The 24,932-nt window shown below is 39.4% G+C and carries 22 protein-coding genes; 14 read left to right on the top strand and 8 right to left on the bottom strand.

Annotated elements, in window-relative coordinates; all coding sequences use genetic code 11:
* Position 1 precedes the first annotated feature (1 nt).
* The 4 genes from prfH to M2419_RS00955 all read left to right on the top strand — a co-directional run bounded on the left by prfH (position 2) and on the right by M2419_RS00955 (position 4,541).
* Positions 2-625, top strand: a complete 624-nt coding sequence (gene prfH / locus M2419_RS00970) for a peptide chain release factor H (RefSeq protein ID WP_259254067.1) — start codon at positions 2-4, stop codon at positions 623-625.
* Positions 626-927: 302 nt separating this feature from the next.
* A complete protein-coding gene (gene prpB / locus M2419_RS00965; protein WP_259254066.1) occupies positions 928-1,803 on the top strand; it encodes a methylisocitrate lyase in 876 nt (291 codons plus the stop codon).
* 10 nt (positions 1,804-1,813) lie between these two features.
* Complete coding sequence (gene prpC / locus M2419_RS00960) at positions 1,814-2,965, top strand: 2-methylcitrate synthase (RefSeq protein WP_259254065.1); 1,152 nt, start codon at positions 1,814-1,816, stop codon at positions 2,963-2,965.
* Positions 2,966-3,089: 124 nt separating this feature from the next.
* Positions 3,090-4,541: a bifunctional 2-methylcitrate dehydratase/aconitate hydratase gene (locus M2419_RS00955; RefSeq protein ID WP_182331358.1), complete on the top strand. Its 1,452-nt coding sequence runs from the start codon at positions 3,090-3,092 to the stop codon at positions 4,539-4,541.
* Positions 4,542-4,731: 190 nt separating this feature from the next.
* Here the strand turns inward: M2419_RS00955 and M2419_RS00950 are convergent, their stop codons facing one another.
* Both M2419_RS00950 and M2419_RS00945 read right to left on the bottom strand, forming a co-directional pair.
* Positions 4,732-6,843, bottom strand: a complete 2,112-nt coding sequence (locus M2419_RS00950) for a 3-hydroxyacyl-CoA dehydrogenase NAD-binding domain-containing protein (protein WP_153846750.1) — start codon at positions 6,841-6,843, stop codon at positions 4,732-4,734.
* A 30-nt stretch (positions 6,844-6,873) separates the two neighbouring features.
* On the bottom strand, positions 6,874-8,049 hold the full coding sequence (locus M2419_RS00945) for an acyl-CoA dehydrogenase family protein (RefSeq protein ID WP_153846751.1): 1,176 nt from the start codon (positions 8,047-8,049) through the stop codon (positions 6,874-6,876).
* Between the two features lie 321 nt (positions 8,050-8,370).
* On the opposite strand from M2419_RS00945, the gene M2419_RS00940 reads away from it, so the two are divergent.
* Positions 8,371-9,549: a thiolase family protein gene (locus M2419_RS00940; RefSeq protein ID WP_153846752.1), complete on the top strand. Its 1,179-nt coding sequence runs from the start codon at positions 8,371-8,373 to the stop codon at positions 9,547-9,549.
* A 123-nt stretch (positions 9,550-9,672) separates the two neighbouring features.
* Here the strand turns inward: M2419_RS00940 and M2419_RS00935 are convergent, their stop codons facing one another.
* Entirely contained in the window at positions 9,673-9,891 is a 219-nt protein-coding gene (locus M2419_RS00935) for a hypothetical protein (protein ID WP_046672939.1), read from the bottom strand.
* A gap of 302 nt (positions 9,892-10,193) precedes the next feature.
* On the opposite strand from M2419_RS00935, the gene M2419_RS00930 reads away from it, so the two are divergent.
* The 3 genes from M2419_RS00930 to M2419_RS00920 all read left to right on the top strand — a co-directional run bounded on the left by M2419_RS00930 (position 10,194) and on the right by M2419_RS00920 (position 14,090).
* Positions 10,194-10,934, top strand: a complete 741-nt coding sequence (locus M2419_RS00930; RefSeq protein WP_200845661.1) for a histidine kinase — start codon at positions 10,194-10,196, stop codon at positions 10,932-10,934.
* Positions 10,924-11,646, top strand: coding sequence for a LytTR family DNA-binding domain-containing protein (locus M2419_RS00925; protein WP_202883747.1), 723 nt, complete (start codon positions 10,924-10,926; stop codon positions 11,644-11,646). Before M2419_RS00930 ends, M2419_RS00925 begins: the two co-directional genes overlap by 11 nt.
* Before the next feature lie 176 nt (positions 11,647-11,822).
* A complete protein-coding gene (locus tag M2419_RS00920; protein ID WP_153846753.1) occupies positions 11,823-14,090 on the top strand; it encodes a cation:proton antiporter in 2,268 nt (755 codons plus the stop codon).
* Positions 14,091-14,153: 63 nt separating this feature from the next.
* Here the strand turns inward: M2419_RS00920 and M2419_RS00915 are convergent, their stop codons facing one another.
* The gene (locus tag M2419_RS00915) at positions 14,154-15,278 is read right to left on the bottom strand and encodes a DEAD/DEAH box helicase (RefSeq protein ID WP_153846754.1); all 1,125 of its coding nucleotides are present in this window, start codon (positions 15,276-15,278) and stop codon (positions 14,154-14,156) included.
* Between the two features lie 187 nt (positions 15,279-15,465).
* Positions 15,466-15,657, bottom strand: coding sequence for a cold-shock protein (locus M2419_RS00910; protein WP_046672944.1), 192 nt, complete (start codon positions 15,655-15,657; stop codon positions 15,466-15,468).
* A gap of 572 nt (positions 15,658-16,229) precedes the next feature.
* On the opposite strand from M2419_RS00910, the gene M2419_RS00905 reads away from it, so the two are divergent.
* The gene (locus M2419_RS00905) at positions 16,230-17,513 is read left to right on the top strand and encodes a Gfo/Idh/MocA family protein (protein ID WP_153846755.1); all 1,284 of its coding nucleotides are present in this window, start codon (positions 16,230-16,232) and stop codon (positions 17,511-17,513) included.
* Between the two features lie 81 nt (positions 17,514-17,594).
* Here M2419_RS00905 and M2419_RS00900 read toward each other — a convergent pair whose 3' ends face one another.
* The 3 genes from M2419_RS00900 to M2419_RS00890 are packed head-to-tail and all read right to left on the bottom strand — an operon-like array spanning position 17,595 to position 19,500.
* A complete protein-coding gene (locus tag M2419_RS00900; RefSeq protein WP_153846756.1) occupies positions 17,595-18,212 on the bottom strand; it encodes an alpha/beta hydrolase in 618 nt (205 codons plus the stop codon).
* A gap of 23 nt (positions 18,213-18,235) precedes the next feature.
* A complete protein-coding gene (locus M2419_RS00895; RefSeq protein ID WP_153846757.1) occupies positions 18,236-18,535 on the bottom strand; it encodes a GNAT family N-acetyltransferase in 300 nt (99 codons plus the stop codon).
* A 38-nt stretch (positions 18,536-18,573) separates the two neighbouring features.
* A complete protein-coding gene (locus M2419_RS00890) occupies positions 18,574-19,500 on the bottom strand; it encodes a ring-cleaving dioxygenase (protein WP_259254061.1) in 927 nt (308 codons plus the stop codon).
* A gap of 366 nt (positions 19,501-19,866) precedes the next feature.
* Between M2419_RS00890 and M2419_RS00885 the strand changes: the two genes are divergently transcribed.
* From M2419_RS00885 to M2419_RS00865, 5 genes are all read left to right on the top strand, one after another.
* Positions 19,867-20,352, top strand: a complete 486-nt coding sequence (locus M2419_RS00885) for an ester cyclase (RefSeq protein WP_153846759.1) — start codon at positions 19,867-19,869, stop codon at positions 20,350-20,352.
* Between the two features lie 136 nt (positions 20,353-20,488).
* Entirely contained in the window at positions 20,489-21,313 is an 825-nt protein-coding gene (locus M2419_RS00880) for a glycoside hydrolase family 16 protein (RefSeq protein ID WP_153846760.1), read from the top strand.
* A gap of 164 nt (positions 21,314-21,477) precedes the next feature.
* Positions 21,478-22,056, top strand: coding sequence for a helix-turn-helix domain-containing protein (locus tag M2419_RS00875; RefSeq protein ID WP_153846761.1), 579 nt, complete (start codon positions 21,478-21,480; stop codon positions 22,054-22,056).
* A gap of 184 nt (positions 22,057-22,240) precedes the next feature.
* A complete protein-coding gene (locus M2419_RS00870; RefSeq protein WP_259254059.1) occupies positions 22,241-23,581 on the top strand; it encodes a DUF5690 family protein in 1,341 nt (446 codons plus the stop codon).
* Positions 23,582-23,613: 32 nt separating this feature from the next.
* Positions 23,614-24,768 (top strand): TIGR03364 family FAD-dependent oxidoreductase, encoded by a 1,155-nt coding sequence (locus tag M2419_RS00865; RefSeq protein WP_259254058.1) that lies wholly within the window; start codon positions 23,614-23,616, stop codon positions 24,766-24,768.
* The last annotated feature ends 164 nt before the right edge of the window (positions 24,769-24,932 follow it).

The following is a 24,932-nucleotide window of genomic DNA, read 5'->3' as shown; positions in this document are numbered from 1 at the left end:
TATGAAAGAAAGGTATTTACAAATTTCTTCGGGACGAGGTCCTAAGGAATGTAATATGGCCGTTAGGTTGGTAGTCGACAGAATCTCTTTTGAAGGTAGTAAAGTTGGAGTTGAAGTCACGGAAATAGAAACAGAAGAAGTTGATGGACTTCCTTGTTCGTTAATCGTCAGATTGAGAGGAAAAGATATGGATCAATTGATTGATCATTGGATTGGTACAGTCTGTTGGGTGTGTAAAAGCCCTTTTCGTCCTTTACAAAAACGGAAGAATTGGTTTGTCGAAATTAAAACGTATCATCCGGGTGAAAAGGAAAAGGTGTTGGATTTAAAGCATGTATATTTCCAAACGATGCGAAGTAGCGGTGCAGGTGGACAGCATGTTAATAAAGTAAGTTCTGGCGTTAGAGCGACGCATGCTCCGACAGGGATAAGTGTTCAGGTGATGGACACGAGATCGCAATTGCAGAATAAAGAGATCGCAATGCAGCGCTTGGCTGCACGTCTGCGGGATTTGGAAAGCGTTGAGTTAAATACGGCCAAAGAGCAAAAATGGAAAAACCAAATCGAGGTGACACGGGGACAGGCGAAACGGGTCTTTGTTGGACGTAATTTTGTCGAAAAATAATATTTCTTGAGCATTGGATCCCAATTGGCAATCCATGAAGTCAATTGGGTTTTGATAGGGGCTTTGAACTATAAGTTCAAGGCCCCTTGAATTTGGGGATATGCTGGTTTTGTTTTTTTTAGCCGTATTTTCTTCTGTGATTTACCTATAATGTAGAAAATAATTTGCTTTATTGCGTTGGTAATTCCTATCTTTAAGAGGAAGGCTCTAAAAAGGAGTTCTTCAGACTAAGTAAACTTAAGTAATCGCTGTAGCCTGCATCTAGAGAAGGCTATACGGTTTGGAATTTCAAATTCGATATTATGATAAAATCCCCGGGCTTCCTTTTTAAGGAAGCGATCAAGAATGAAAAACCATTACAAATTGTTGGAGCGATTAATGCTAATCATGCCCTTTTGGCTGAACAGGCTGGTTTTAAAGCTATTTATCTTTCAGGAGGAGGTGTCGCAGCCGGTTCACTGGGAATTCCAGATCTTGGGATAACAACACTTCAGGATGTTTTGATTGATGTGGATCGCATTACAAATGTGTGTAAACTTCCTTTGCTGGTGGATATTGATACTGGCTTCGGGCCTTCGGCATTCAATGTTGCACGTACAATAAAGTCTTTAATTAAAGTGGGCGCGGCCGCAGTTCACATGGAGGATCAGGTGGGGGCTAAACGTTGTGGTCACCGGCCTGGGAAAGAGCTCGTCTCTCGGGCTGAAATGGTTGACCGCCTGAAAGCGGCGGTGGATGCACGAACGGATGAGCATTTTGCCATTGGTGCACGTACAGATGCACTTGGTTCTGAAGGCCTTGAACTTGCTTTGGAAAGAGCGGTGGCTTATAAAGAAGCTGGAGCGGACTTTATTTTTGCTGAAGCGGTACATCATTTGGAGGAATACGTTCAATTTAGTGCGGCAACTGGCCTTCCTATTTTGGCGAATATCACCGAATTTGGACAAACACCGTTGTTTAGCCTGAATGAACTACGTCAAGCGGATGTTTCTATTGTCCTTTATCCACTATCTGCTTTCCGCGCCGCTAATAAGGCGGCTACAACTATTTATCGTCACATTCGGGAAGACGGTGGGCAGCTTAATGTGATTGACGACATGCAGACGAGAGAAGAGTTATACAGAAGTATCGATTATTATGCCTATGAAAATCGATTGGATCAATTGTTTAACAAATAATTATATTCAGATGGAAGAGACAAACAGCACAGGTTTTAAGCCCAAAAAAAGTGTAGCACTCTCTGGTGTAGCAGCTGGCAATACGGCTTTGAGCACTGTCGGAAAAAGTGGTAATGATCTGCATTATAGGGGCTATGATATTTTAGATCTGGCGCATCAGGCAAGTTTTGAAGAGGTCGCTTATTTACTTATTTATGGAAGTCTACCAACACAGGCACAGCTCGTCACTTATCAAAGTCAGTTGATCAGTCAACGTGGTCTACCTATTACTGTTCAACAGGTCCTCAAGCAATTGCCATCGACGGCACATGCCATGGATGTTTTACGGACTTATGTTTCATTTTTCGGCAGCGTTTCGCCCGAGAAAGACAGTCATCCCATTACTGGTGCCCGTGACATTGCAACTCGCCTGATGGCTTCGATGGCCTCAGCACTGTTGTACTGGTATCATTTTAGTCAGCATGGACGTGAGGTGCAGGTAGAGACATCAGATGCAACGTTGGGCGGGCATTTTTTGCATTTGCTACACGGAAAATCGCCATCGTCTTCTTGGGTAAGAGCGATGCAGATTTCACTCAATTTATATGCCGAACATGAGTTTAATGCATCTACATTCACCGCTCGGGTAATCGCCGGTACAGGATCAGATATGTATTCCTGCATCGCTGGTGCGATAGGTGCGCTACGTGGACCTAAACATGGCGGAGCCAATGAGGTCGCTTTCGAAATTCAGAGTCGTTATGCAAATGCTGATGAGGCAGAAGCGGATATCCGGAAGCGATTGGCAAACAAAGAAGTCATTATTGGTTTTGGCCATCCTGTATATACAATCTCGGATCCAAGAAATCAAGTGATAAAACAAGTGGCCAAAGAGCTGTCGGAAGAAGCGGGCGACATGACGCTCTACCTGATCGCTGAACGGTTGGAAAAAGTCATGTGGGAAGAAAAGAAAATGTTTCCGAACCTGGACTGGTATTCTGCGGTGTCCTATCATATTATGGGCATTCCAACGGAGATGTTTACGCCGTTATTTGTCCTCTCACGTATTACCGGCTGGTCAGCGCATGTTTTCGAGCAGCGTCAGGATGGAAAAATTATCCGACCAAGTGCAAATTATGTTGGTCCTGAGGACAGACCTTTTGTACCTCTTTCCGAACGGTAAATTTGGATCGGGAAAAGGCATTAAAAAGTACTTTTTAAACGTTGGGCTTTGAGGAAGAGCTTAGCTCAGAAAAAAACGAATTATATTAATAAATAGAACGAGAGTCTTATACGAAAATACACGAATGAGTTCAGCAATATCAAATGAAAGACCACAACCGGATCAGGGTTTAGTGGACATTGTGGACTATGTCCTAAATTATAAAATTGAGGAAAAAGTCGCTTGGAATACGGCCTTTTACTGTTTTCTCGATACCATTGGCTGCGGCTTGGAAGCATTAACCTATCCTGCCTGCACCAAATTGTTGGGGCCAGTTGTGGCAGGGACCATCGTGCCGAACGGTGCTCGGGTACCGGGTACAAATTTTCAATTGGATCCCGTTCAGGCAGCATTCAATATCGGCACGATTGTTCGATGGTTGGATTTTAATGATACCTGGCTGGCAGCAGAATGGGGGCATCCATCCGATAATCTAGGGGGAATCTTAGCTGTGGCAGATTGGTTGAGCCGAACAAATATTGCAAACGGGCAAAAACCGCTGAAAGCTAGGACGGTGCTTGAGGCAATGATTATGGCCCATGAGATACAAGGTGTCTTAGCACTTGAAAACTCGTTTAATAAAGTGGGGCTAGACCATGTTATTTTGGTGAAGGTAGCTTCAACAGCGGTCGTAGGGAGGCTCATTGGCCTCACAAGAGAAGAGCTGCTCAACGCGGTTTCTTTGGCTTTTGTGGATGGACAAGCCCTACGCACTTATCGGCATGCGCCAAATACAGGTAGCCGAAAATCTTGGGCAGCCGGAGATGCAACTTCACGTGCTGTCCGATTGGCCCTGATAGCAAAAACTGGAGAAATGGGCTATCCTTCTGTTTTGACAGCACCAATATGGGGATTTTATGATGTGTCTTTTAACGGAAATCCATTTAAGTTTCAGCGGGGATATGGATCATATGTGATGGAAAATATTCTTTTTAAGATTTCTTTTCCAGCTGAGTTCCATGCACAGACAGCAGCAGAAGCTGCTATGCAACTTCATCAACAACTGAAAGAATTTGGAAAAAGCAGCTCAGATATCGCCCGTGTAACCATTCGTACACATGAAGCGGCTATCCGTATCATTGATAAAAAGGGGCCTTTACATAACCCTGCAGACCGTGATCATTGTATCCAATACATGGTGGCTGTTCCGTTGATCTTCGGCCGTTTGACGGCTGATGACTATGAAAACCATATCGCTTCGGATCCAAGAATTGATGCGCTTCGCGATAAGATCTCCTGCGTGGAAGATGCTCAATTCACTGCTGACTATCACGACCCACAGAAACGTGCGATATCAAATGCTTTAACAATTGAACTGATTGACGGTACAATATTGCCTGAATTGGTCGTTGAATACCCGATAGGTCATCCAAGAAGGAGGGCAGAGGGAATCCCTAAATTAATCGAAAAATACAAAACAAATCTTGCTCGGGTATTTTCTGAAAAACAGCAAAAGGAAATACTTACAGCTACCTTGGATTACGATACTTTTCTCGAACAGGATGTCTCGCAACTGATGGATTTGTTTGTGCGCTAATGATATATAGAGCACGGGGTGATCGAACTATTTGTTTTGTCACCCCTGCTTTCGTTTCTATTATAGCGTTAACTACACCGAATATTCTTTTTAAGGTTGCAACCTTTTGTTTTTATGATTACCTGATACTTTAGTGCACTTAAACAGCTTATGTACGCTTCTTTAGAAGAAAGAACATAGATTGGCTAATCTATCGCCAATTTGAGTCAAAACCACTATAAAATCTGAAATTCTTTTTTGCCAGCTCTCTTAAAGATTCTGGTATATCCCATTGCTCGCCTTTGGGCAGAAAGTTTTCGCATTCAGCAATGAAAATAGGAAGCGTTGTGCGGTCGATATGTCCAAATACGCCACCTGTATAGGATGCATACCCTACACCTAAAATAGAACCAATGTCGCCATCGATGGGTTGGTTGAGTACGCCTTCTGCGAGACATCGATAACTATCCAATGCCATGACATGCAACAAACGTTTCCGGATAATTGAAGGTGTTACATTTTCTTTTGTAGATGCAATTACAGGGTTTTTCCAAATGGTTTTCTTTTTGGTTTCATGGTCATAATCGTAAAATCCAGCGCCCGATTTTTTTCCTTTTCGTTCCTGATTGACCATTTCTTTGAGGTAGGTATATGCACGTTTTTGGCTGGGATGCAGACCGGGTAATTGATCATAAACGTGTAGCATCAATTCCAATGATATCTCATCCAATACTGCCAATGGGCCCACGGCAAAACCTGCAGCCATCGCTTCCTCTTCGACCAGTGTCGGTGAGATGCCTTCCAGTACCATTGTAATACCTTCGAGTAAATAATTGAAGAAAATACGCGAGGTGAAAAAGCCCGGGCCATCCTGCACGACTATCGGAATTTTATTGAGGCGTAAAGCTGTGGTAAGTGCTTTCTCTAAGGTTTTTTGCTCGGTTTGTTTACCGCAGATGATTTCGACAAGTGGCATGCGGTCAACAGGGGAAAAGAAATGCATCCCTATAAAATTTTCAGGATCATTGGTTGCTTTAGCAAGTTCAGTAATAGGCAATGAAGTGGTATTTGTAGCGAAAAAGCCATTTTCGTTTAAATAGGGTAGGCTTTCTTTTGTCACCTCAGCCTTTAGGCGGAAATCTTCAAATACAGCTTCTATAATGCAGTCAGACCCATTAAGGTCATCGACTTGGTCAGTTGGTTTTATGCGCGCAAGCAATTGCTCTCGTTGTGATGGGCTCATGGCCCCTAAAGCCAGTGATTTTTCACAAACCTGGCTAGAATAGGTTTTACCTCGTTCGGCTTGGGGAAGTGTAACGTCTTTTAAAGCAACTTCTATTCCTGCTCGGGCGGCCTCATAAGCAATCCCCGAGCCCATCATTCCAGCGCCCAGTATACCTATTTTTTTTAGGCTATAGTCCCCAAGATGTTTTATACTGTTGGGTGACTTTGCCAATTGGACAGCATAATGAAGTGTACGGACCATGCTGAGTGGTTCGGGGCTATTTAACACTTCTAGGTATAAATTTGCTTCTCTCTCACTAGCTTCAATCGCTGTAGATGACGGGTTTTTTCTTAATAATTCAATAACTGCGTTTGTGCCGGGGTATAAACCGCGTGTTTTTTTTTGGATAGTAAGAATTGCTTCAGGCGTCAGTTCGTCAATTTGTTCTGTTTGATGGTCAGCATTGGTGCTGGGTAGATTAAGTATCCAGTTTATTGCTAATGATAGGCTGTCGCTGGGCTTCTGCGTCAATTCATTGATCAACCCAAGTTTATGTGCTTCTTCACTGCTCAGAAGTTTGCTTTGTGTCAGCAGATTTAGGGCATTTTCAGTACCTATCAATGCTGGTAAATAGATCGTTGTGCCAAAAGCTGTAAACAAACCATACTTACTCTCCGGAAAGCCAAACTGAAGTTTTTCGGAGGCGATACGACAATTAGACCATAGCATAGTCGCTAGGGCAATAGCTGTACAATTGTGTGAAATAAGAGATACAATGGGTTTTTTAAACGTTTCCCAATGCAATACTTTTGATGTAAGCTTGTATAAGTCCGAAGGGCTTGAGCGGCTTGAAGAAAACTGCTCAAATAATTGCGTATATTCGATTTTTTTGTCCTGAATCGGGCAGCTGTATATGACACCTATGGTATCTTCCCGTTCGAGAATGAACGTAACCAAATCAACAAATTGCGTGAGATAGTCTATAATATCCAACTGCTCGGGAGCCGCTGTCGATATAGGATGGATTGTAATGATGTGATGATTATCCTGTTCTACACGAAAGAGCGTGTGGGTCATATAAGATTTATTTTCATCCATTGTACTTGGTCATGATTTTTAAAAAGCTTTCTATTGTTTGGACTTTCCTGATTGATAAGTCACATGATCTATTGTCATTTTCGCGATAATTTCAAGCATGATTTCTGATGTTCCCCCGATAATGGTGCCGACACGGACATCGCGATATAAACGTGCGATTTTATAATCTTCTGTAAACCCATAACCACCAAATAATTGGAGACATTGGTTCACGACATTGACGGCGAGCTCACTTGCTTGTAGCTTCGCAATGGAACATTCTTGGACTGCATATTCGTTTTGGTCTTGGAGATCACAGCAATGGTAGACAAAGGCTTTCGTGGTAGCAATATCTGCTGCCATTTGTGCGATTCGGTGCCGTATTGTTTGAAATTCCTGGATTTTTTTTCCAAAGGCTTCACGTTGTGCGATATAATCAAGCGTATACTGAAATGCGGATTCTGCGGTAGCGAGACTATGAATAGCTGCGGTAAGCCTTTCCAATTGAAGTCCATCCATTAAATAGCGAAATCCTTCTCCCTCAATGCCAACAAGATGAGAAATAGGGACTCGTACGTTATTAAACCCTAGCTCGGCAGTGTCAGAGGCGTGCCAGCCTAATTTATTGATTTTGCTTGACGAGACTCCGGTTGCATTTCTGTCAATAAGTAATAAGCTTATACCCTTTGTTCCCTGGTCAGAAGCAGTTTTGACTGCTGTAATGAAGAAATCACCATAATAACCATTGGTAATAAATGTTTTAGATCCATTGACAATATAAAAATCGCCATCCCGAACAGCTGTTGTTTTGATCTGTTTTACGTCAGAACCAGCCCCGGGTTCAGTAATAGCAACAGCACTGACCATATCACCAGCAATAACCGGTTTAAGGTAGCGTACTTTCAGATTTTCTGATCCATATTTCAGTAGGTATGGAGCCGACATAAACTGAATGACAAGCGCGGAAATGGTAAATCCTCCAGAAAAACAATACGATAATTCTTCGCAGAGTATCAAGGAATAATAAAAATCAAGTTCTAGTCCACCATACACTTCTGGATAATTGAGTCCCATCAATCCCATATCACCCATTTTCTTCCACACATTTCGGTCGATCTCGCCCCGTTTTTCCCAATCATCGACGTAAGGTGTAATTTCTTTTCGAATAAATGCGCGAAGTGTATCGCGAAAAATCTGATGTTCAGCTGTAAACTTGATTGTCTGCATAATCGTTTATCTTGCTTTTGGTTATCTTATTGTAAGGTGGCCTTTTGAATGGCCGTCTAGTAGGATGTTATCTAAACGAATTTAGCGAAAAGCCTTGGCTTTTTGCAAATTTTTATTCTTTATTTTTCGTTCAATTGGTTAAGTAGGGAAGTTTTTGCGTTATTTTTTTTCTATTTATTCTGTTTTGATGAAAAAAATAAAACCGACTTGTTGTGGGTTATCTGTTATATTTTTTATCTTTAAGATTAGGAAGGGTTGTTGGGGATATGCTAGCGATAGGCCTTCAAAATTTTAGCAGAACAATTATAAACTTTTTATATCATGTCAAAGAGTGTATTTATCGTTGCAGCGAAACGCACACCAATTGGAAGTTTTGGTGGTGCCTTGTCATCTATTTCGGCGCCAAGTCTCGCGGCCCAGGTTGTTGGGGCTGTAGTTGATGAGGCGGGTATTTCCCGCGATATAGTGGATGAGATTATTATTGGTGCTGTTTTGCAAGCTGATTTGGGACAAGCGCCTGCCCGACAGGTAGCGCGGTTAGCAGGTTTGTCGGATCATACCGCTGCAACTACCCTTAATAAAGTATGTGCTAGTGGAATGAAAGCAATAGCTGTTGCTGCGCAAAGTATTTTATTGGGAGATGCTGATATAGTGATTGCTGGTGGGATGGAGAGCATGAGTAGGGTGCCATATTATACGAATAGTATGCGTTGGGGAGCCAAATTTGGAGCCCAGAGTCTGGTTGATGGTTTACAACGTGATGGTTTGAGCGACGCTTATTCGAATGATGCAATGGGAATCTTTGCAGAGTTGTGTGCCGAGAAATATCATATTGGCCGTGAAGAACAGGATGTTTATGCGATAAGTTCCTATAAAAGAAGCCTAGACGCTTGGCAAAAAAATAAGTTTTTAAACGAGGTTCAACCTATAACGATACAAAGTCGTAAAGGAGACGTCGTCGTTTCGCGGGATGAAGAGTTTTCGCAGGTCAATTTTGATAAGATACCTGAGCTTAAGCCTGCCTTTAAAAAAGAGGGGACTGTAACTGCCGCAAACGCATCTACAATAAGTGATGGGGCTGCTGCGGTATTGCTCGTGTCTGGCGAGAAATTGGAAGAACTTGGACTTGTGCCCTTAGCAGAGATTATTGCTTATGCTGATGCTGAGCAAGCTCCAGAATGGTTTACGACAACGCCAAGTATTGCCACAAATAAAGTATTAAAAAAAGCGGGTCTGACAATTGCGGACATTGATTATTTTGAATTTAATGAAGCCTTTTCTGTTGTCGCTTTGGCAAATGCACAGATTTTAGGCTTACCCGTGAACAAAGTGAATGTTTATGGAGGAGCGGTATCTTTGGGGCATCCATTAGGATGTTCGGGAGCTAGAATTGTTGTAACACTAAGCAGCATCTTAAGACAGGAGGGAGGATCAGTAGGGCTGGCAGCGATATGTAATGGTGGCGGTGGTGCCTCGGCAATGATTATTAAAAAGATTTGATGCTTCTTCCAGATAAGATTGCTTTAATTTTATCTGGAAGAAGCTCACGCTTATTGAATTCGGTTGTTTTTAACCACATAGCTTCCAGGAAACTTATTTTATTTGTTATACAAGGTCGTACCTCTACTCTTCATACAGACGGCTTGCCTCGACTCCATGGAGCGCTAGCTCTGATTCGATTTCCGTTGGGTTGAGTCGAATACCTTCTATGGTTAACAGATTATAAATAGAATCCAAGTCGATCTTCCATTCGTGGATGCCATTCAGTTTTTCAACAGCTTGTTTGATTTTGTCTACAAGACTGGGATGTTGTGCATTAGTTTCGAAAATGAGCTTTTCCATAGTGTTTCATATTAGGCCTGATTAAAAATCAGGCGGGTTTAACCAAAATAGCGTAGACAATCATTTGATCGGCTAATTACAATAGTCTCAATATAAGGATAATAATCTGAAATTAATGTTTCAAAGTGACTAAATTGTAATGAAACTATTAAATTTTGTAATAAATACATGAGAATTTCACAGTGGTGTATTTGATCTAAAAGCGCTCAAATTTCATTTTATCGTAAATGAATAGAGGGTTTGGTCATCTGGGTTTTCTCAAGCTGGTTTTTCGTTCATAATGAAATTTTAACTAAGTTTGGATGAACATGACGACTGAGATCTCGAATATAATCATTCTGTTATTGCTGACTATTGTTGCTGTAATATTGGGTTTGTACCTCTTTTTAAGACAAAAATACCGGAAACTTGAGGTAGAAAATAGACAACAAAAAGAGCTTTTTAATCGTATGGATAATCAAAAGATAGAACATTTCCATCGGGCTCAATTAAATCCGCATTTGCTTAAAAATTCGTTGAACGGAATACTTTCCCATGCTTATCAAACCTATTATACGATGGACAAATTAGCCATGGTATTGGACTACGTTTTATACGAAAGTGAAGATGAACTCGTTTCACCGAAGGCCGAAATTGAATTTGCCCGAAATCTCATTGAGATAAACAAGGTAAAATTGAGCCCCTTATTTGATATCCGCGTTAAATTTGATATTGATGAACTAAATGACTCCATGTTGAACACACCGTCATTAGTCCCGCTTATGTCGGTTGATTTAATTGAAAATGCGTTTAAGCATGCGGATTTCCACGGTCCGGATTCTTTTATCGCTATTATGCTGACCTTTAAGAATGGTTTATTCGAATTAGTTGTAAGCAATCGAATATCAAAACGTTCACCATTACAAAAGTCTAAAAGTGGAATAGGCAGCAAAACTTTGGAAGAGCGTCTCATGTTGTATTATCCAGGTAGACATCAACTGCGGCGATTTGTAGAAAATGATGTCTATACTGCCAACCTTCAAATTAGATTGTATGCCGATTGAAAGAAATTTGAAATGTATTCTTTTGGATGATGAAATACCAAGCTTGAGATTTTTGAAAATGCTCTGTGAACAGATTTCTGGTTTAGAGGTGGTTAAAGCTTTTAATGATCCAGCTTCATTATTGAAGGAATACCGCAAGTTAAGTTTTGATTTTTGCATTCTGGATATTGAAATGCCGGAATTTAACGGATTTGACCTAGCCAAAGAGCTAAAAGACTTTCCGATTGTATTTTCTACTGCATATAAACAATATGCGAGCGATGCTTTTGACATCAATGCAGTAGATTATATGCGTAAACCATTGTCCCTGCAACGTCTTCAACAAGCCATTATGAAGGTTGAGCAACTAATTAGCAAGCGATCTGAAACTGTCTCTTTTGCGCAATTTAATACGAATAAAGGAAAAACAGTATTGTATTTCGAACAGATTAACTATGTTCAAATAGCTGAAGTAGACAGCCGGGATAAAACAGTTTATTTGGCGGATGGTTCGTTTATTTTATTGAAAAATATAAGCTTTGATAAGCTGATGGAGATCTTGCCTGAACAGGATTTTATACGTATCAATAAAAAAGAGATCATTGCAACCAAGATCGTCAAATTTTTCTCCGCTGATGAAATTACAAGCAATTTGTCGGACGACCAAGATCTACCCCTTCTTTTTAATTTGGGCGAATCGTACAAGAAAATGTTTTTCGAGAAATTCAGTTGATTACAAAATTCTTTTGGTTCATTACATATTTTCTTAGACCTACCTGCTGAAAGGCATTAAAACTGCTACAGAATTATATTTTTGTTGAGACTGTATTTTATCCCCCCTTGTTTAAAGAATATTGGTCGGGACTTAGTATGCTATTGTCATTATATTTATTTTAATTGCTATTGAAGATGAGGAAATATAGGAATACAATTTTCTATGTAGTTTTAGTTGGTACATTACTTGGTGTGATGTATTGGATGATTCATTTGGGGGCACAGCTGGAGGCTCCAGAACTACTACGTGGAGAGAAAACAAGTCAAGGCGCCTGGAAGGATTTTACATCAACTTTATTCCATAGTCTGCAGCATCCGCTAGCGATATTACTGGCGCAAATCGTGACAATCATTATCGCTGCACGTATCATGGGATGGATTTGCATAAAGATTAAGCAGCCCGTCGTAATTGGAGAGATGCTCGCAGGTATCATATTGGGACCATCATTGCTGGGGCTCTATTTTCCGGAATTTTCGCATACACTTTTTCCTGTAGAATCGCTCAGTAATTTGCAGTTTTTGAGTCAAATTGGGTTAATCTTATTTATGTTTATCATTGGAATGGAGCTGGATTTGAATGTGCTGCGAAATAAAGCGCATGATGCTGTTGTCATTTCTCATGCGAGCATTGTGATCCCATTTACGTTGGGAATTTCATTGGCTTATTTTTTATACCTATTCCATCCACCTACAAATGTAGAGTTTCTATCTTATAGCTTGTTTATTGGTATTTCCATGAGCATAACAGCGTTTCCTGTTCTTGCTAGAATTATACAGGAAAGAGGATTGCAGAAAAGTAAGCTAGGTGCAATGGCGATTACCTGCGCTGCTGCAGACGATATTACAGCTTGGTGTATTCTAGCAGTCGTAATTGCAATTGTCAAAGCCGGTGATTTTGCTAGTGCATTGTATACAATCGGGCTGGCTGTTGCTTATGTGCTCATTATGATTAAGATCGTTCGTCCATTTTTGATGCGCGTTGGAGAGGTAAAAGGGAGTAAAGAAGCCCTAAGTAAGCCTGTTGTTGCTATTTTCTTTATTGTCCTGCTGTTATCTGCTTATGCAACCGAAGTAATCGGTATTCATGCACTTTTTGGTGCATTTATGGCGGGAGCAATCATGCCCGAAGGAAGTCGATTCAGAACAGCATTCATTGAAAAAATCGAAGATGTCTCTACTTTGTTGTTGTTGCCTTTATTTTTTGTCTATACTGGACTGCGTACGCAGATCGGTCTACTTAATGATCCTCAGTTATGGATGATTACCATTGGTATTATTTTGGTCGCGGTTATTGGTAAATTTGCAGGTAGCACGTTGGCGGCGCGTTTTGTCGGTCAAAGCTGGAAAGATAGTCTGAGTATCGGCGCGTTGATGAATACGCGCGGGTTAATGGAACTTATCGTCCTCAATATTGGATACGATCTTGGCGTTTTAAGTGCTGAATTATTTTCGATGATGGTTGTTATGGCATTGGTCACCACTTTTATGACAGGGCCATCTTTGGATCTGATCAATTTCCTTTATCGACCAAAGAAGAGTTTATTACAGGAAGATCTCCTGGATAAATCAAAATTTAAGATTCTATTGTCTTTTGCGAAAAGTAATACCGGGATTTCACTGTTGTATCTGGCTGATGCGTTAACCTTAAAATCAAAAAAGAACGCTGAAATTACGGCTTTACATATTGAACCTGCCAACGAGTTACATCATTATGAAGTGGAAACCCAGGAGCTGGATAGTTTCCGTGAAATCAAGCAGGTAGCGCAGCAGCTCGAGCAACCTATTCAGACAATCTTTAAAATCTCCAGTGATATCGACAGCGAGATTGTACAAACCTCCAATGAGCGAAATCAGGACTTATTATTGTTGGGTGTCAGTGAATCAATTTATGAAGGAAGCTTACTGGGACGTTTTTTAGATTTTACTACGCGTATTGTGAATCCTGAAAAGTTATTCCATACGGTTACAAATGCCGAATCTCCTTTTATGACATTTGATAGAAATCAACAGATCAATGCCAAAGTTAATGCGATGGTAGGCATTTTGATTGATAAAGAGTTTGTGAAGGCGAAGCGAGTGATTGTTCCTGTCGTTTTAAAAAATGATGAATTTCTATGTGAAATGATAAAACGTCTGATTCAGCATTCAGATGCTCAGATCATAGTTTGGGATCTCAACCAAGTGCTGAAGACCAATGAAAGCTTCAAGGAGAAATTGAGGCAATTGGAACAGCTTGTTCCCAACCATCTCACAATAACTGAAAGAGAATTAAATAGTGAGACCTGGCAGGACCAGGACTTAATGTTGATCAGCCTGCCCAGCTGGAACAAAGTTGTCAATAAAAAAGTAAATTGGCTTCCTTTCACGCCATCGACCCTGTTGATGGCAGATCGCAAACCATAAATAAAAAGTAAAAGCCCCTAAATTCAATAATCTAGGGGCTTTTACTTAAGGTATTATAAAGATCTATTTATTGATCTTTTCTATCTTGATTTTTAGTCCGATCAATTTTTCAATATCAGCTAAATACGGTCTTTCTTCTACATCGCAAAAAGAAATGGCTTTTCCTTCCTGACCAGCTCTTCCTGTTCTTCCAATTCGATGAACATAGGTTTCCGGTACATTGGGAAGATCATAGTTAATCACAAGCGGTAGTTGTTCGATATCAATTCCTCTTGCAGCAATATCGGTAGCGATCAAAATTTTAAGATGACTGTCCTTAAATTCACCTAAAGCTTTTTGTCTTGCATTTTGAGATTTATTTCCGTGAATGGCTGCTGCTCTCAAGCCATTTTTCGCAAGCAGCTTAACGATCTTATCGGCACCATGTTTTGTGCGGGAGAAGACAATAGTGCGCTCATGCTTCAGCTTTTTTAATATGCTTGTCAATAATCTGATCTTCTCCTTCTTTTCTACAAAAAATACAGATTGATTTACTTTCTCAGCCGTTGAGCTTACCGGTGTGACGTCAACCTCGACAGGTTTATGTAGTATCCCATGTGCGAATTTACGGATATTAGGAGGCATTGTCGCCGAGAAAAACAATGTCTGTCTCTTTGAAGGAACTTTGGTCAGGATCTTTTTGATATCATGAATAAAGCCCATGTCCAGCATATTGTCCGCCTCGTCCAATATCAAGATCTCGATTTTATCCAGAGAAACTATTTTTTGATTCATCAAATCCAGTAACCGGCCTGGGGTAGCAACAAGAATATCAACACCCTTTTTGATTTCTTTAACTTGCTTTTCTTGGCTTACTCCACCGAAAATAGTGCAATAGTTTAGTTTTAGATATTTCCGGTATAAGTTTATATTGTCTCCAATTTGAATGGCTAGTTCACGAGTTGGCGTAAGGATCAAAGCCCTAATCGGAACGAGCTTACCTAATGTCTTAGTTTCTTCAAGACGTTGTAAAAGCGGAAGTGCAAAAGCGGCTGTTTTGCCGGTTCCCGTTTGTGCACAACCAATAAGATCGTTGCCTTGCAATACAATTGGAATAGCTTTTTGTTGAATTGCAGTGGGGTGTGTGTAGCCTGTTTCGGTTATTGCTTTTAAAAGCGGAGCGATTAAACTGAGTTGTTTAAATTCCATAAATAGTATGTTCGAATTTGTCTTAAATAAAACCTTTGAGAATCCTTTTTATGCTTTTTATTTGAAAACTAAAAGTCTTCAACGGAAAAGTAAAAGATTGCTGAAAAATTGTAAAGGAAGAATAGGAAAAAGAAATGGGATAAGTCATTAAGAATTACCCCATTAACAAGAAAGTGTATTTTTTGGATTACGCCAATTTTACATTTGTAGCGCTGATCCCCTTTGGAGTTCTTTCTACATCATAAGTAACAACGTCGCCTTCAGATACTTGATTTTTAAGCGCAGAAACGTGTACGAAAACATCTGCACTACCATCCTCTGGTGTAATAAAACCAAAACCTTTAGTTTCATTGAAAAATTTAATTTTACCTGTATTCATTATTTTTAATTAAGTGCGGCAAGGTAGTCATAATAAATGATTAATCTTTTATTTTTTTTAATGAAATATAAAATGTGTTGTGTAACTGGGCCTTTTTTTTAACAAGATGTTGATTGGAACAGCGTTAGAGGAAGGAATTTATCGAACATAAATGTATAATAAAACACAATCTCGCCAATCAATGTAACATGGTCAACTCATGATGTTGTTGTTAATGTTATTATTAATTGTTTAGATAAATATTTGTTCTAAATATTTGTTCTTAGTGAAATTAGTATTAACTTCAACCGCCGCTCCCAAGGGCATGTTTTTCATAGGTAGATGTATGGTCGAGTGATTCTAACTCGACCATTTTTTCGTTTTTTTCATAGGGTTACGCTAGGTTTGTCTATATATATTTTACAATGCTTTTTGCGAGCACCTAGATTCATTTTTGTATTTTCATCGAAGCAATTTGTTTTTAATAATAAAGAAAGCATTCTTATTTAGGGCATTCATCTAAGCATATGTATTCTGCTCGTATTGAGAATTTAGATGATATCCAGTAAAAACAAAACTTAAACCAATATCCAATGAATAGAAAAGATTTTATCAAAACGTCTACTGTTTTAGCTGCATCATCATTTTTTTTTAATGCTAAAGGTTCATATTTTTTAGATCAATCCATCCGGGTTGGATTAATTGGTGTAAATGGTATGGGCTGGTCTGATTTGAATGCATTGTTAAAGAATGATGGCTTGGTGTGTACTGCTCTTTGTGATGTGGATGAAAATATTCTTAAAAAGAGGGCAGAAGAACTTCAAAAAAGAAATATACATGTCGAAACGTTTGTAGATTATAAGAAGATGCTCAATAGCTCGATTGTGGATGCGGTCATTATTGCAACACCGGATCATTGGCATTGCCTGCAAATGGTAGATGCCGTAAATGCTGGAAAGCATGTATATGTCGAAAAGCCTATTGGTAACTCCATTCTTGAATGTGAATTAATGGTTCAGGCAGCAAAAAAGAATAAGGCTATTGTACAAGTCGGGCAATGGCAAAGAAGTCAGCAACATTTCAAGGACGCCATTGATTTTGTTCATTCTGGTAAATTGGGCAAAATAAGATTGGTAAAAGCTTGGTCTTATCAAGGGTGGAAAAGTGCTATTCCCATAGTGCCCGATGAACCGGTTCCCGCAGGTGTACATTATACGGAATGGCTAGGTCCGGCACAAAAAAGACCATTTAATTCGAATCGATTCCATTTTAATTTTCGATGGTTTTGGGACTATGCAGGAGGTTTGATGACAGATTGGGGCGTGCATATGTTGGATTATGCTTTACTTGGGATGAAGGTTTCCGATCCAAAATCTATTATGGCCTCTGGAGGTAAGTTTGCGTTCCCGGACGATGCAGGCCAAACGCCTGATACGATGACTGCTGTGTATGAGTTTGATGGCTTCAATATCCAATGGGAACATGCCAAAGGAATTGATCTCGGGCCTTATAACCGCAATCACGGTGTCGCATTTATTGGTAACAATGGTACGCTGGTCTTGAATAGATCGGGCTGGGAGGTTATTCCAGAAAAAGGAAGGATGGAAGCGGTCACTATCCAACCTTCTTTAGATAATGGGTTGGACAAACATATGGAAAATTTTGTAGCCGCCATTCGCCAACGTAATCCACAGGTACTTCATGCACCAATTGAAGTGGGGGCGCATATTGCCATCTTTTCTCAGCTGGGAAATATTGCATTCAGGACAGGACAAAAACTCTACTGGGATAAAGATAAACAGCATTTTACCGATCAGAAAGCAAATAAATACTTAGCTTCTGTTTATCATAACGGTTATAAATACCCAAAAGTATAATGCGTTAAATTGGTTGTTGATTAATCATTTTAATCAACAACCAATGGATCATTCCTTACTAATGATTCACGCCTTTATTTCTTAAAGAACAAATTCATTTGCAAGATCGATCTCCTCGCGATTGATGGAGTGCCCCGCGTTTTGATATACCATGAGCTTTACATTGGCATTCATTTGTGCTAAGATGGATACTGTAGCTTCAACGCGTTCAAGAGGAACATGGAAATCAGGATTGCTAGTGCCAATAAAAATAGGCGTTTGCGCGAAGTCACCCTTGTAATTATTCCTGTTAATTTCTTCACCGATTACGCCACCTATAATTGCTATAGCCCCACCATAGCGCTGCGCATGCCGTGCAAGGTATTCTAGTGTTAAACAGGCACCCTGAGAAAATCCAAAAAAATAGATGTTTTCGGCGAGTATCCCACTCTTTAAAGCTAGTTTAACCGTATGATCGATCAGATCAATTGCGGAACTCAACCAAGGTTCGTTCTCTTGTACGGGAGCAATAAAAGAATAGGGATACCAAGTGTGATTTTCTGCCTGCGGTGCAAGTAGTGCAAAATTATCGACATGAAGATAGGATGACATGCCAAGGATGTCTTCTGCACTCCCCCCACGACCATGGATCATCACAATGGCTTTTTTTGCCTGTTCCAAACTTTGCCCAGCTGTTTTAATATTTATTGAATGACTCATTTTATCCTTTCATGTATGGTAATTTATACCGTTTTTTTAAACCAAACGTCTTGATATAGTTCTGGATGACGATGAAACTGCGCATTTACATAAGGACATAATGGAACAATTTTCATGTTGTTTTCGCGCGCATGAGCTACCAATTTCTCGAGCAGTATTTTTGCAAATCCTCTTCCCTCATAGGCTTCGTCCACCTCTGTATGGTAAACAACGAGATTACCGTCAATGATAGCGATACTCATTAAACCTGCTTTGCGTTCATCGGAGAATAATTGAAGCTCTCCACGTTGATTTTTGTCTAATACAATTTCAGTTCTTTCCATAACTTCCTCGTTTGTAGAATGATGTTTATATAATTTAATTAATCGATTTTTGGCAATGTCTGTTCAATCTGCGAACGGTAGCTTTCATATTGCTTTGGTAATTTCAGTGCCGATCCTAAGCTGGATAGCGGCTCGTCTACTGTAAATCCGGGATTGTCCGTAGCGAGTTCAAATAAGACACCACCAGGTTCACGAAAATAGAGTGAGAAAAAGTAATCTCTATCTATTTTTGGTGTGATATCTAACCCTGCTGAAAGCACCTTTTCACGATACTCCATCAAAACATTGTCGTCCTTTACCCGAAATGCGACATGATGGTTTGTGCCGGCTGCATTTTTGCCGTATGGCAGATTTTTATCCGCTATTATGTCAACGCTATTAGCCGTATCAATGCTATCAGTTGTTAACCTATAACGATTATCATTCTGCTGCTGGAGCGAATAACCCAAAATATCGGTCAATACTTTTAGTGTCGGATCTGCTTCTTTTAAAGAAAGCGTGATATTATGGAAGCCTTTTAGTGCGTGTTCGGCATTGATGTCAGTCGCTGTCCATGCCTTTCTATCATCTTTCGTTTCAATAAACTGAAGCTGCAATCCATCGGGATCATTAAATGAAATTAGCTTCTCTCCAAAAATTTCATTTTCCTGTAAACTAATCTGATGTTCCCCTAAACGATTTTTCCAAAAATCCAAACTCCCTTGAGGTACCGCATAGCCAATATGAGTTGCCATTCCCGCTCCCGGTGTACCCTTTCCGATACCTTCCCAAGGGAAAAACGTAAGGATCGTTCCCGGTTCGCCCTGTTCATTACCGAAATAGAAGTGGTAGGTCCCAGGGTCGTCGAAATTAACTGTTTTTTTGACAAGGCGTACGCCCAGTACTTTCGTATAAAAATCAAGATTTCGCTTTGCATTATCGGCTATCGCGGTAATGTGATGTAGTCCTAATATTCTATTTTCCATATCTGATATTTTTATTTTCTTAACTAATGTAAAGTTACATCGAGCAATAAGGAATTTTATTGAACTAGATTAATAAAAGCTATAATTGGCATTTTTGTTTTTACAACAATATTGATTTTCGAAAATATATAAAAAAACACCTGAAGTTGGGGACTTCAGGTGTTTAACCTAACCAATTATTAACCTAAATTTATGAAATGTATATTTCTGAATATTATACTATAGCGATAAATCCAATTATCATGCCAATATTTTATAGTGTAAATGACCTCAGATAAAAGCCTTATATATTGTATAATTTAGGTAAATTGGATTGTGTTAATGTGGGGTGTGAATCGATGACTTCAATTAAAAATAGATTTAAAGATGAAAAATGGAACAATAGTTAAGGTCATGACTTTCTCTGTTTTATTGCTAACGCTGGGTTGTCAGCAGCCGCAGACAAATGAATCAAAGGAGGCTGCGCAAAAACAACTTGACGAAAACAAAGAGAATAAAAGAATCGTTTTAGATTTTTATCAGCAAATGTTTGGTGATAAGGATGTTTCTGCAGTTGATAAGTACATTTCCCCTCAGTATATCCAACATAATCCCTCTGTTGCGGATGGAGCAGCGGCATTTAAGCTCGCTGCGGCGAAATGGTTTGAAGGGCAGCCCAAAACGAAGATTGATGTACAACACATTGCGTCGGATGGAGATTTGGTTTTCATTCACCTAAAAAATAAGAATCCAGATGGTAGTCTCAAATCGACTATTGATATCTTCAGGCTGGAAAAAGGTAAAATTGTGGAGCATTGGGATGCACAGCAAGATGTTCCTAAAAATGCAGCAAACGCACATCCTATGTTTTAAGGATATCAAAAAATCGCATTTCTTCTTTCCTTTACGTTTTAGTCCCTCTTAATTGTTAGTGGAGATGTCAGGTATGGTAAATTATGTCTAAATTTAGGCCTAAATCATTTTTCTGAGCAAACCACTAATTTTAATCATGAAAAGAGTCCTAGGCCTAAGTTTTTTTTATCTGTTGTTTTCTGCATGTAGTGTTCATTATCGTCCCAAAGATCATCCTTATGTATATGTGCAAAAGAAAGATCGCGAGGTTAAGGAATGGAAACTGGTATGGGAAGAGAACTTTAATTCCCCTAAGCTAGACAGTAGTAAATGGTCCCGGATTCCAGCAGGCGGAGCCGACTGGAATAAACACATGAGTACAGATGACGCCTGTTTTGGATGGGAAAATGGTGCGTTAATTCTTAGAGGAATTAAAAATACAAATCAAGACAAAGATTCGAGGCCATTTTTGACAGGCGGGATATGGAGTAAGGGAAAGTTTGCTTTTCAATACGGACGTATAGAAATCCGAGCTAAACTTGGAAGTGCAAAAGGGGCCTGGCCCGCCATGTGGATGTTGGCAGAGTTGGACAAGTATGGAAAGTATCCGAGAAATGGTGAAATTGATATTATGGAACATCTTAATTTTGACAATATCATTTACCAGACAACACACTCATACTATACCTTAGATCTGGGGCAAAAGGAGAATCCCAAACATTTTGGTACCGCTTCGATCAAATCGGAAGAGTACAATACGTATGGGATAAGCTGGTATCCCGATCGTATTGTATTTCAGGTGAATGGAGTTGATACCTTTACTTATCCACGGGTTAATGGAGTAGACCCCGCTCAGTGGCCTTATGATCAACCCTTTTATCTATTGATTGACCAACAGTTGGGCGGAAGTTGGGTAGGGGAGGTCAATCAAGACCAGCTGCCTGTTGAGATGCGTGTTGACTGGGTTAAAGTTTACCAATAGTGTTCAACAAGTCTCAGAAGGATAGAAGATGAAAAAGATCGCCTATTATTGAACCGCAGTTTTCTGATAACAGTGAAATATCATAATTTTATAGGTGACCTATGATTAAGTGATAAAAACTTAATATACACGACATAGGAAAAATGTTTACTTTTGGCCAAATTATGGAAGATAATACGATATTCAAGATTAGCAATAAGATTAAGGAAATTCGAAAAGAAAAAGGAATTACCATACAGGAAGTTGCTGATAGAGCGGGGGTAAGCAAGGGACTTATTTCGCAGATTGAAAATAACAGAACAATACCCTCCTTACTCGTATTGATTAATATCATCAATGCACTGAATATTGATCTTAATGAGTTTTTTAAAGATTTTAATTCTGAATTGGATTCAGGCCCCGTGGTCGTTCGGAAAAAAGATACTTATAGTCCGTTTGAAAAAGAGTCGGCGATAGGTTTCCATTATAAAAGGATTTTTACATCTGCGATGGATAGTTCAACAATGGATATTGTTCTTTTGGAATTGCTTCCAGATGCACAGCGACCAATGGTTGAGACCGAAGCCTATGAATATAAATATATCATTAGCGGACAGGTTGAGTACATCTTCAATGATCAAACAATTAGCTTAGAAGAGGGCGATTCGATCTTTTTTAATGGGCGATTGTCACATACACCGCGTAATGTTGGAAGTGAAAAGGCCGTCATGCTAATTGTATACTTTTTTGAAAATAAGAAATAGAGGATAACATGTTAATTGTCAGAGCATCATTGAATCATTCAATGATGCTTTTTTTATTTTATACTTTTCGTATCGCAAAGGGATGCTTATATTTGTTTATAAATACTTAACAAAAGTTTAGTCTTGTGTTAATTTCCAAAATTTACTTTTGATTGCGGACAATGAGGTCTGTTAACAAGTTTAAATGATGGAGTTAAACCAACGAATAAAAAGACGCATAAATAGACTGGATGAGAAATCTGTGGCTATTGTTCTGGCTGTTACAGCATTTTTATGTTACACGAGTATGTATTCATTTAGAAAGTCATTTACGGCATCTGCTTTTGCAAATGATACTATTTTTGGTGTCGATTATAAAGTCTGTATGGTGGTCATTCAAATGCTGGGGTATTTGTTGTCCAAGTTTTATGGCATTAAATTTATCTCTGAAAGTAAACAACGTAATAGAGGGCGGTATTTAATCGGTTTGATTTGTATTTCATGGATAGGGCTTTTGGCATTTGCAGTTTGTCCGAGACCTTGGAATGTTGTCTTTCTTTTTATCAATGGTTTTCCATTGGGAATGGTTTGGGGCTTGGTATTTAGCTATTTAGAAGGAAGGCGGTTTACAGAGATTATGGGGGCAGTGATGTCTGTGAGCTTGATTTTCGCGTCAGGACTGATAAAAACGGTTGGGCGGTGGTTGATGTCTTCTTTTCATGTTAACGAGTTTTGGATGCCATTTTTGACGGGTTTGCTGTTTTTTCTGCCCTTTGTTTTGTGTGTATGGATATTGGAAAATGCTCCAGGGCCAACAGAAGAGGACAAGAAGTTACGGACGGAGCGCATTGCGATGGATAGTAAAATGCGAAAACACTTTTTTAAAACCTTTATGCCGGGTATCGTTTTGACTATTATCGTTTACACCATGCTTACTATTTTACGTGATGTACGCGATAATTTTGAGGTTGAAATCTGGCAAATGTTACATGTGAAAGGGGCAGGCATTTTTGCAAAAGTTGATGGGACTATCTCCTTGATTGTACTGCTGCTGGTAAGTTGTCTAATCATGGTTAAAAATAATCTTAAAGCATTCAAGTTGATCCACTATATGATCATTATAGGTTTTCTGACTGCAGGTATTTCTACCTATTTGTTTACGAAACAATGGATTGACGGTTTAAGTTGGATGTTGCTCGTCGGTTTGGGCTTGTATATGGCATACATTCCTTACAATGCCATATTTTTTGAGCGAATGATCGCAACATATCGTATGAAAAGTAATATTGGTTTTGTTATGTATATGGCTGACTCAATCGGTTATTTGGGTAGTTTTCTGATATTGGTAAACAAAGAATTTATGCCAAATTCTGTTACTTGGGGAAATTACTTTATTCAATTGGTCTTTTTAGCCTCTATTATCGGAGCTATTTTGGGTATCTTCTCTCTACTCTATTTTATTCGAAAAAAAGAACAGATGAAAGGAAGTGATGATGAGTTGTTGGCCCCTTGGCATACCACAAAAGGAGAAGTGCAAATTAGTTAACTATACTTTTTTATGATATTCTATTTATAAAGATGAAAACAAATACATATGATTTAATTATTGTTGGGGGTGGGATTTTAGGGACCTTTCATGCCTATCATGCGTTACAAATGGGATTACGCGTGCTCCAACTCGAAAAAGATAATTTCCCCGTGGGATCTACTGTTCGTAATTTCGGACAAGTAGTGCCATCGGGGATGGCCGGTGAATGGTTTGATTATGGTGTGCGAGGACTTGAAATATATCAGTCTATTCAGAAAGAGATGGATATATCCGTTAGAAATAACGGCAGCATCTATATTGCTTCGGATAGTGATGAAGTTCAGGTGCTTCACGAGTTATCTAAGCACTATAAGGGAAAAGGATATGATCATGAACTTTGGTCAAAGGAACAGGTTTTATTGAAATATCCCGTAATGAATGCTGATTATGTTAAAGAGGCTATCTTTTTTCCGCAGGAACTCAGTGTAGAACCCGAGTCAATGATTAGACAGCTGCATATTTATATGCAAAATAAGTTTGTGGACTATACGTTGAAATACGATACGACAATTGTGGCCTGCGAGGATAAAAATGATGCTGTTTTTGTCACGAGCAGTACGCTAGAAAACTTTGAAGGGAAGAAATTGCTTATCTGCAATGGATACGAGTTTAAAATTTTATATCGTTCCTTGTTTGATAATAGCGGGCTTGAAATTAGCAAGTTGCAAATGATGCGTACAAAGCCTTTGGCTCATATTCATCTTCCTGGGAATATCTTAACTGGGTTGACCATTCGTCGATACGAGAGTTTTGAAGAATATTGCCCTTCGTTTCAGACAATTCCAATGCCTGATTACTATCAGGAGCTACGCAATTATGGAATTCATATCCTATTTAAACAGGCCACGGATGGTAGTATTATTATCGGTGATTCGCATGAATATGCAGCGGGAAACAGATTGGATGAACTGGGCTTCTCAGTAAATTCCTATATCAATGAATTGATGATTGCGGAAGCCAACCGTATCATTCCAATGGAGCGTACCTGGATTTCATCTTCTTGGGCAGGTTATTATTCGCAACACAAAGATCATATTCTTGAAATCGACGTTAGCCCAAGAATACATGTTAGAACCGGCATTGGAGGGAAGGGAATGACAGCAAGTGCTGGCTATGCCGAACAGAGTATTGAAAAACTTTTTTAATTTAAACATATTGAAGAGCCCCGCTATCACATCTAGCGGGGCTCTTTCTTTTTTAAGCTATTTTTTTGATCAGTTTGTACAGACTTCCTAAACGTACAGTTTGTCTTTCTTAATAAGGTCAAGCTTTATAAAATTCAATTAGTAAATAACTAAATTATGAAGAA

This window comes from Sphingobacterium sp. BIGb0116, assembly GCF_024808035.1.
GTDB classification, from domain to species: Bacteria; Bacteroidota; Bacteroidia; order Sphingobacteriales; family Sphingobacteriaceae; genus Sphingobacterium; species Sphingobacterium paramultivorum.
Note: the sequence above shows the minus strand (reverse complement) of the source record. Positions and strands in the feature narration are given on the sequence as shown.

What these genes read in the sequence shown, in the direction of transcription:
- prfH (WP_259254067.1), top strand. Translation starts at nt 2, where the DNA reads ATGAAAGAAAGGTATTTACAAATTTCTTCGGGACGAGGTCCTAAGGAA.
- prpB (WP_259254066.1), top strand. Translation starts at nt 928, where the DNA reads ATGATAAAATCCCCGGGCTTCCTTTTTAAGGAAGCGATCAAGAATGAA.
- prpC (WP_259254065.1), top strand. Translation starts at nt 1,814, where the DNA reads ATGGAAGAGACAAACAGCACAGGTTTTAAGCCCAAAAAAAGTGTAGCA.
- M2419_RS00955 (WP_182331358.1), top strand. Translation starts at nt 3,090, where the DNA reads ATGAGTTCAGCAATATCAAATGAAAGACCACAACCGGATCAGGGTTTA.
- M2419_RS00950 (WP_153846750.1), bottom strand. Translation starts at nt 6,843, where the DNA reads ATGGATGAAAATAAATCTTATATGACCCACACGCTCTTTCGTGTAGAA.
- M2419_RS00945 (WP_153846751.1), bottom strand. Translation starts at nt 8,049, where the DNA reads ATGCAGACAATCAAGTTTACAGCTGAACATCAGATTTTTCGCGATACA.
- M2419_RS00940 (WP_153846752.1), top strand. Translation starts at nt 8,371, where the DNA reads ATGTCAAAGAGTGTATTTATCGTTGCAGCGAAACGCACACCAATTGGA.
- M2419_RS00935 (WP_046672939.1), bottom strand. Translation starts at nt 9,891, where the DNA reads ATGGAAAAGCTCATTTTCGAAACTAATGCACAACATCCCAGTCTTGTA.
- M2419_RS00930 (WP_200845661.1), top strand. Translation starts at nt 10,194, where the DNA reads ATGAACATGACGACTGAGATCTCGAATATAATCATTCTGTTATTGCTG.
- M2419_RS00925 (WP_202883747.1), top strand. Translation starts at nt 10,924, where the DNA reads ATGCCGATTGAAAGAAATTTGAAATGTATTCTTTTGGATGATGAAATA.
- M2419_RS00920 (WP_153846753.1), top strand. Translation starts at nt 11,823, where the DNA reads ATGAGGAAATATAGGAATACAATTTTCTATGTAGTTTTAGTTGGTACA.
- M2419_RS00915 (WP_153846754.1), bottom strand. Translation starts at nt 15,278, where the DNA reads ATGGAATTTAAACAACTCAGTTTAATCGCTCCGCTTTTAAAAGCAATA.
- M2419_RS00910 (WP_046672944.1), bottom strand. Translation starts at nt 15,657, where the DNA reads ATGAATACAGGTAAAATTAAATTTTTCAATGAAACTAAAGGTTTTGGT.
- M2419_RS00905 (WP_153846755.1), top strand. Translation starts at nt 16,230, where the DNA reads ATGAATAGAAAAGATTTTATCAAAACGTCTACTGTTTTAGCTGCATCA.
- M2419_RS00900 (WP_153846756.1), bottom strand. Translation starts at nt 18,212, where the DNA reads ATGAGTCATTCAATAAATATTAAAACAGCTGGGCAAAGTTTGGAACAG.
- M2419_RS00895 (WP_153846757.1), bottom strand. Translation starts at nt 18,535, where the DNA reads ATGGAAAGAACTGAAATTGTATTAGACAAAAATCAACGTGGAGAGCTT.
- M2419_RS00890 (WP_259254061.1), bottom strand. Translation starts at nt 19,500, where the DNA reads ATGGAAAATAGAATATTAGGACTACATCACATTACCGCGATAGCCGAT.
- M2419_RS00885 (WP_153846759.1), top strand. Translation starts at nt 19,867, where the DNA reads ATGAAAAATGGAACAATAGTTAAGGTCATGACTTTCTCTGTTTTATTG.
- M2419_RS00880 (WP_153846760.1), top strand. Translation starts at nt 20,489, where the DNA reads ATGAAAAGAGTCCTAGGCCTAAGTTTTTTTTATCTGTTGTTTTCTGCA.
- M2419_RS00875 (WP_153846761.1), top strand. Translation starts at nt 21,478, where the DNA reads ATGGAAGATAATACGATATTCAAGATTAGCAATAAGATTAAGGAAATT.
- M2419_RS00870 (WP_259254059.1), top strand. Translation starts at nt 22,241, where the DNA reads ATGATGGAGTTAAACCAACGAATAAAAAGACGCATAAATAGACTGGAT.
- M2419_RS00865 (WP_259254058.1), top strand. Translation starts at nt 23,614, where the DNA reads ATGAAAACAAATACATATGATTTAATTATTGTTGGGGGTGGGATTTTA.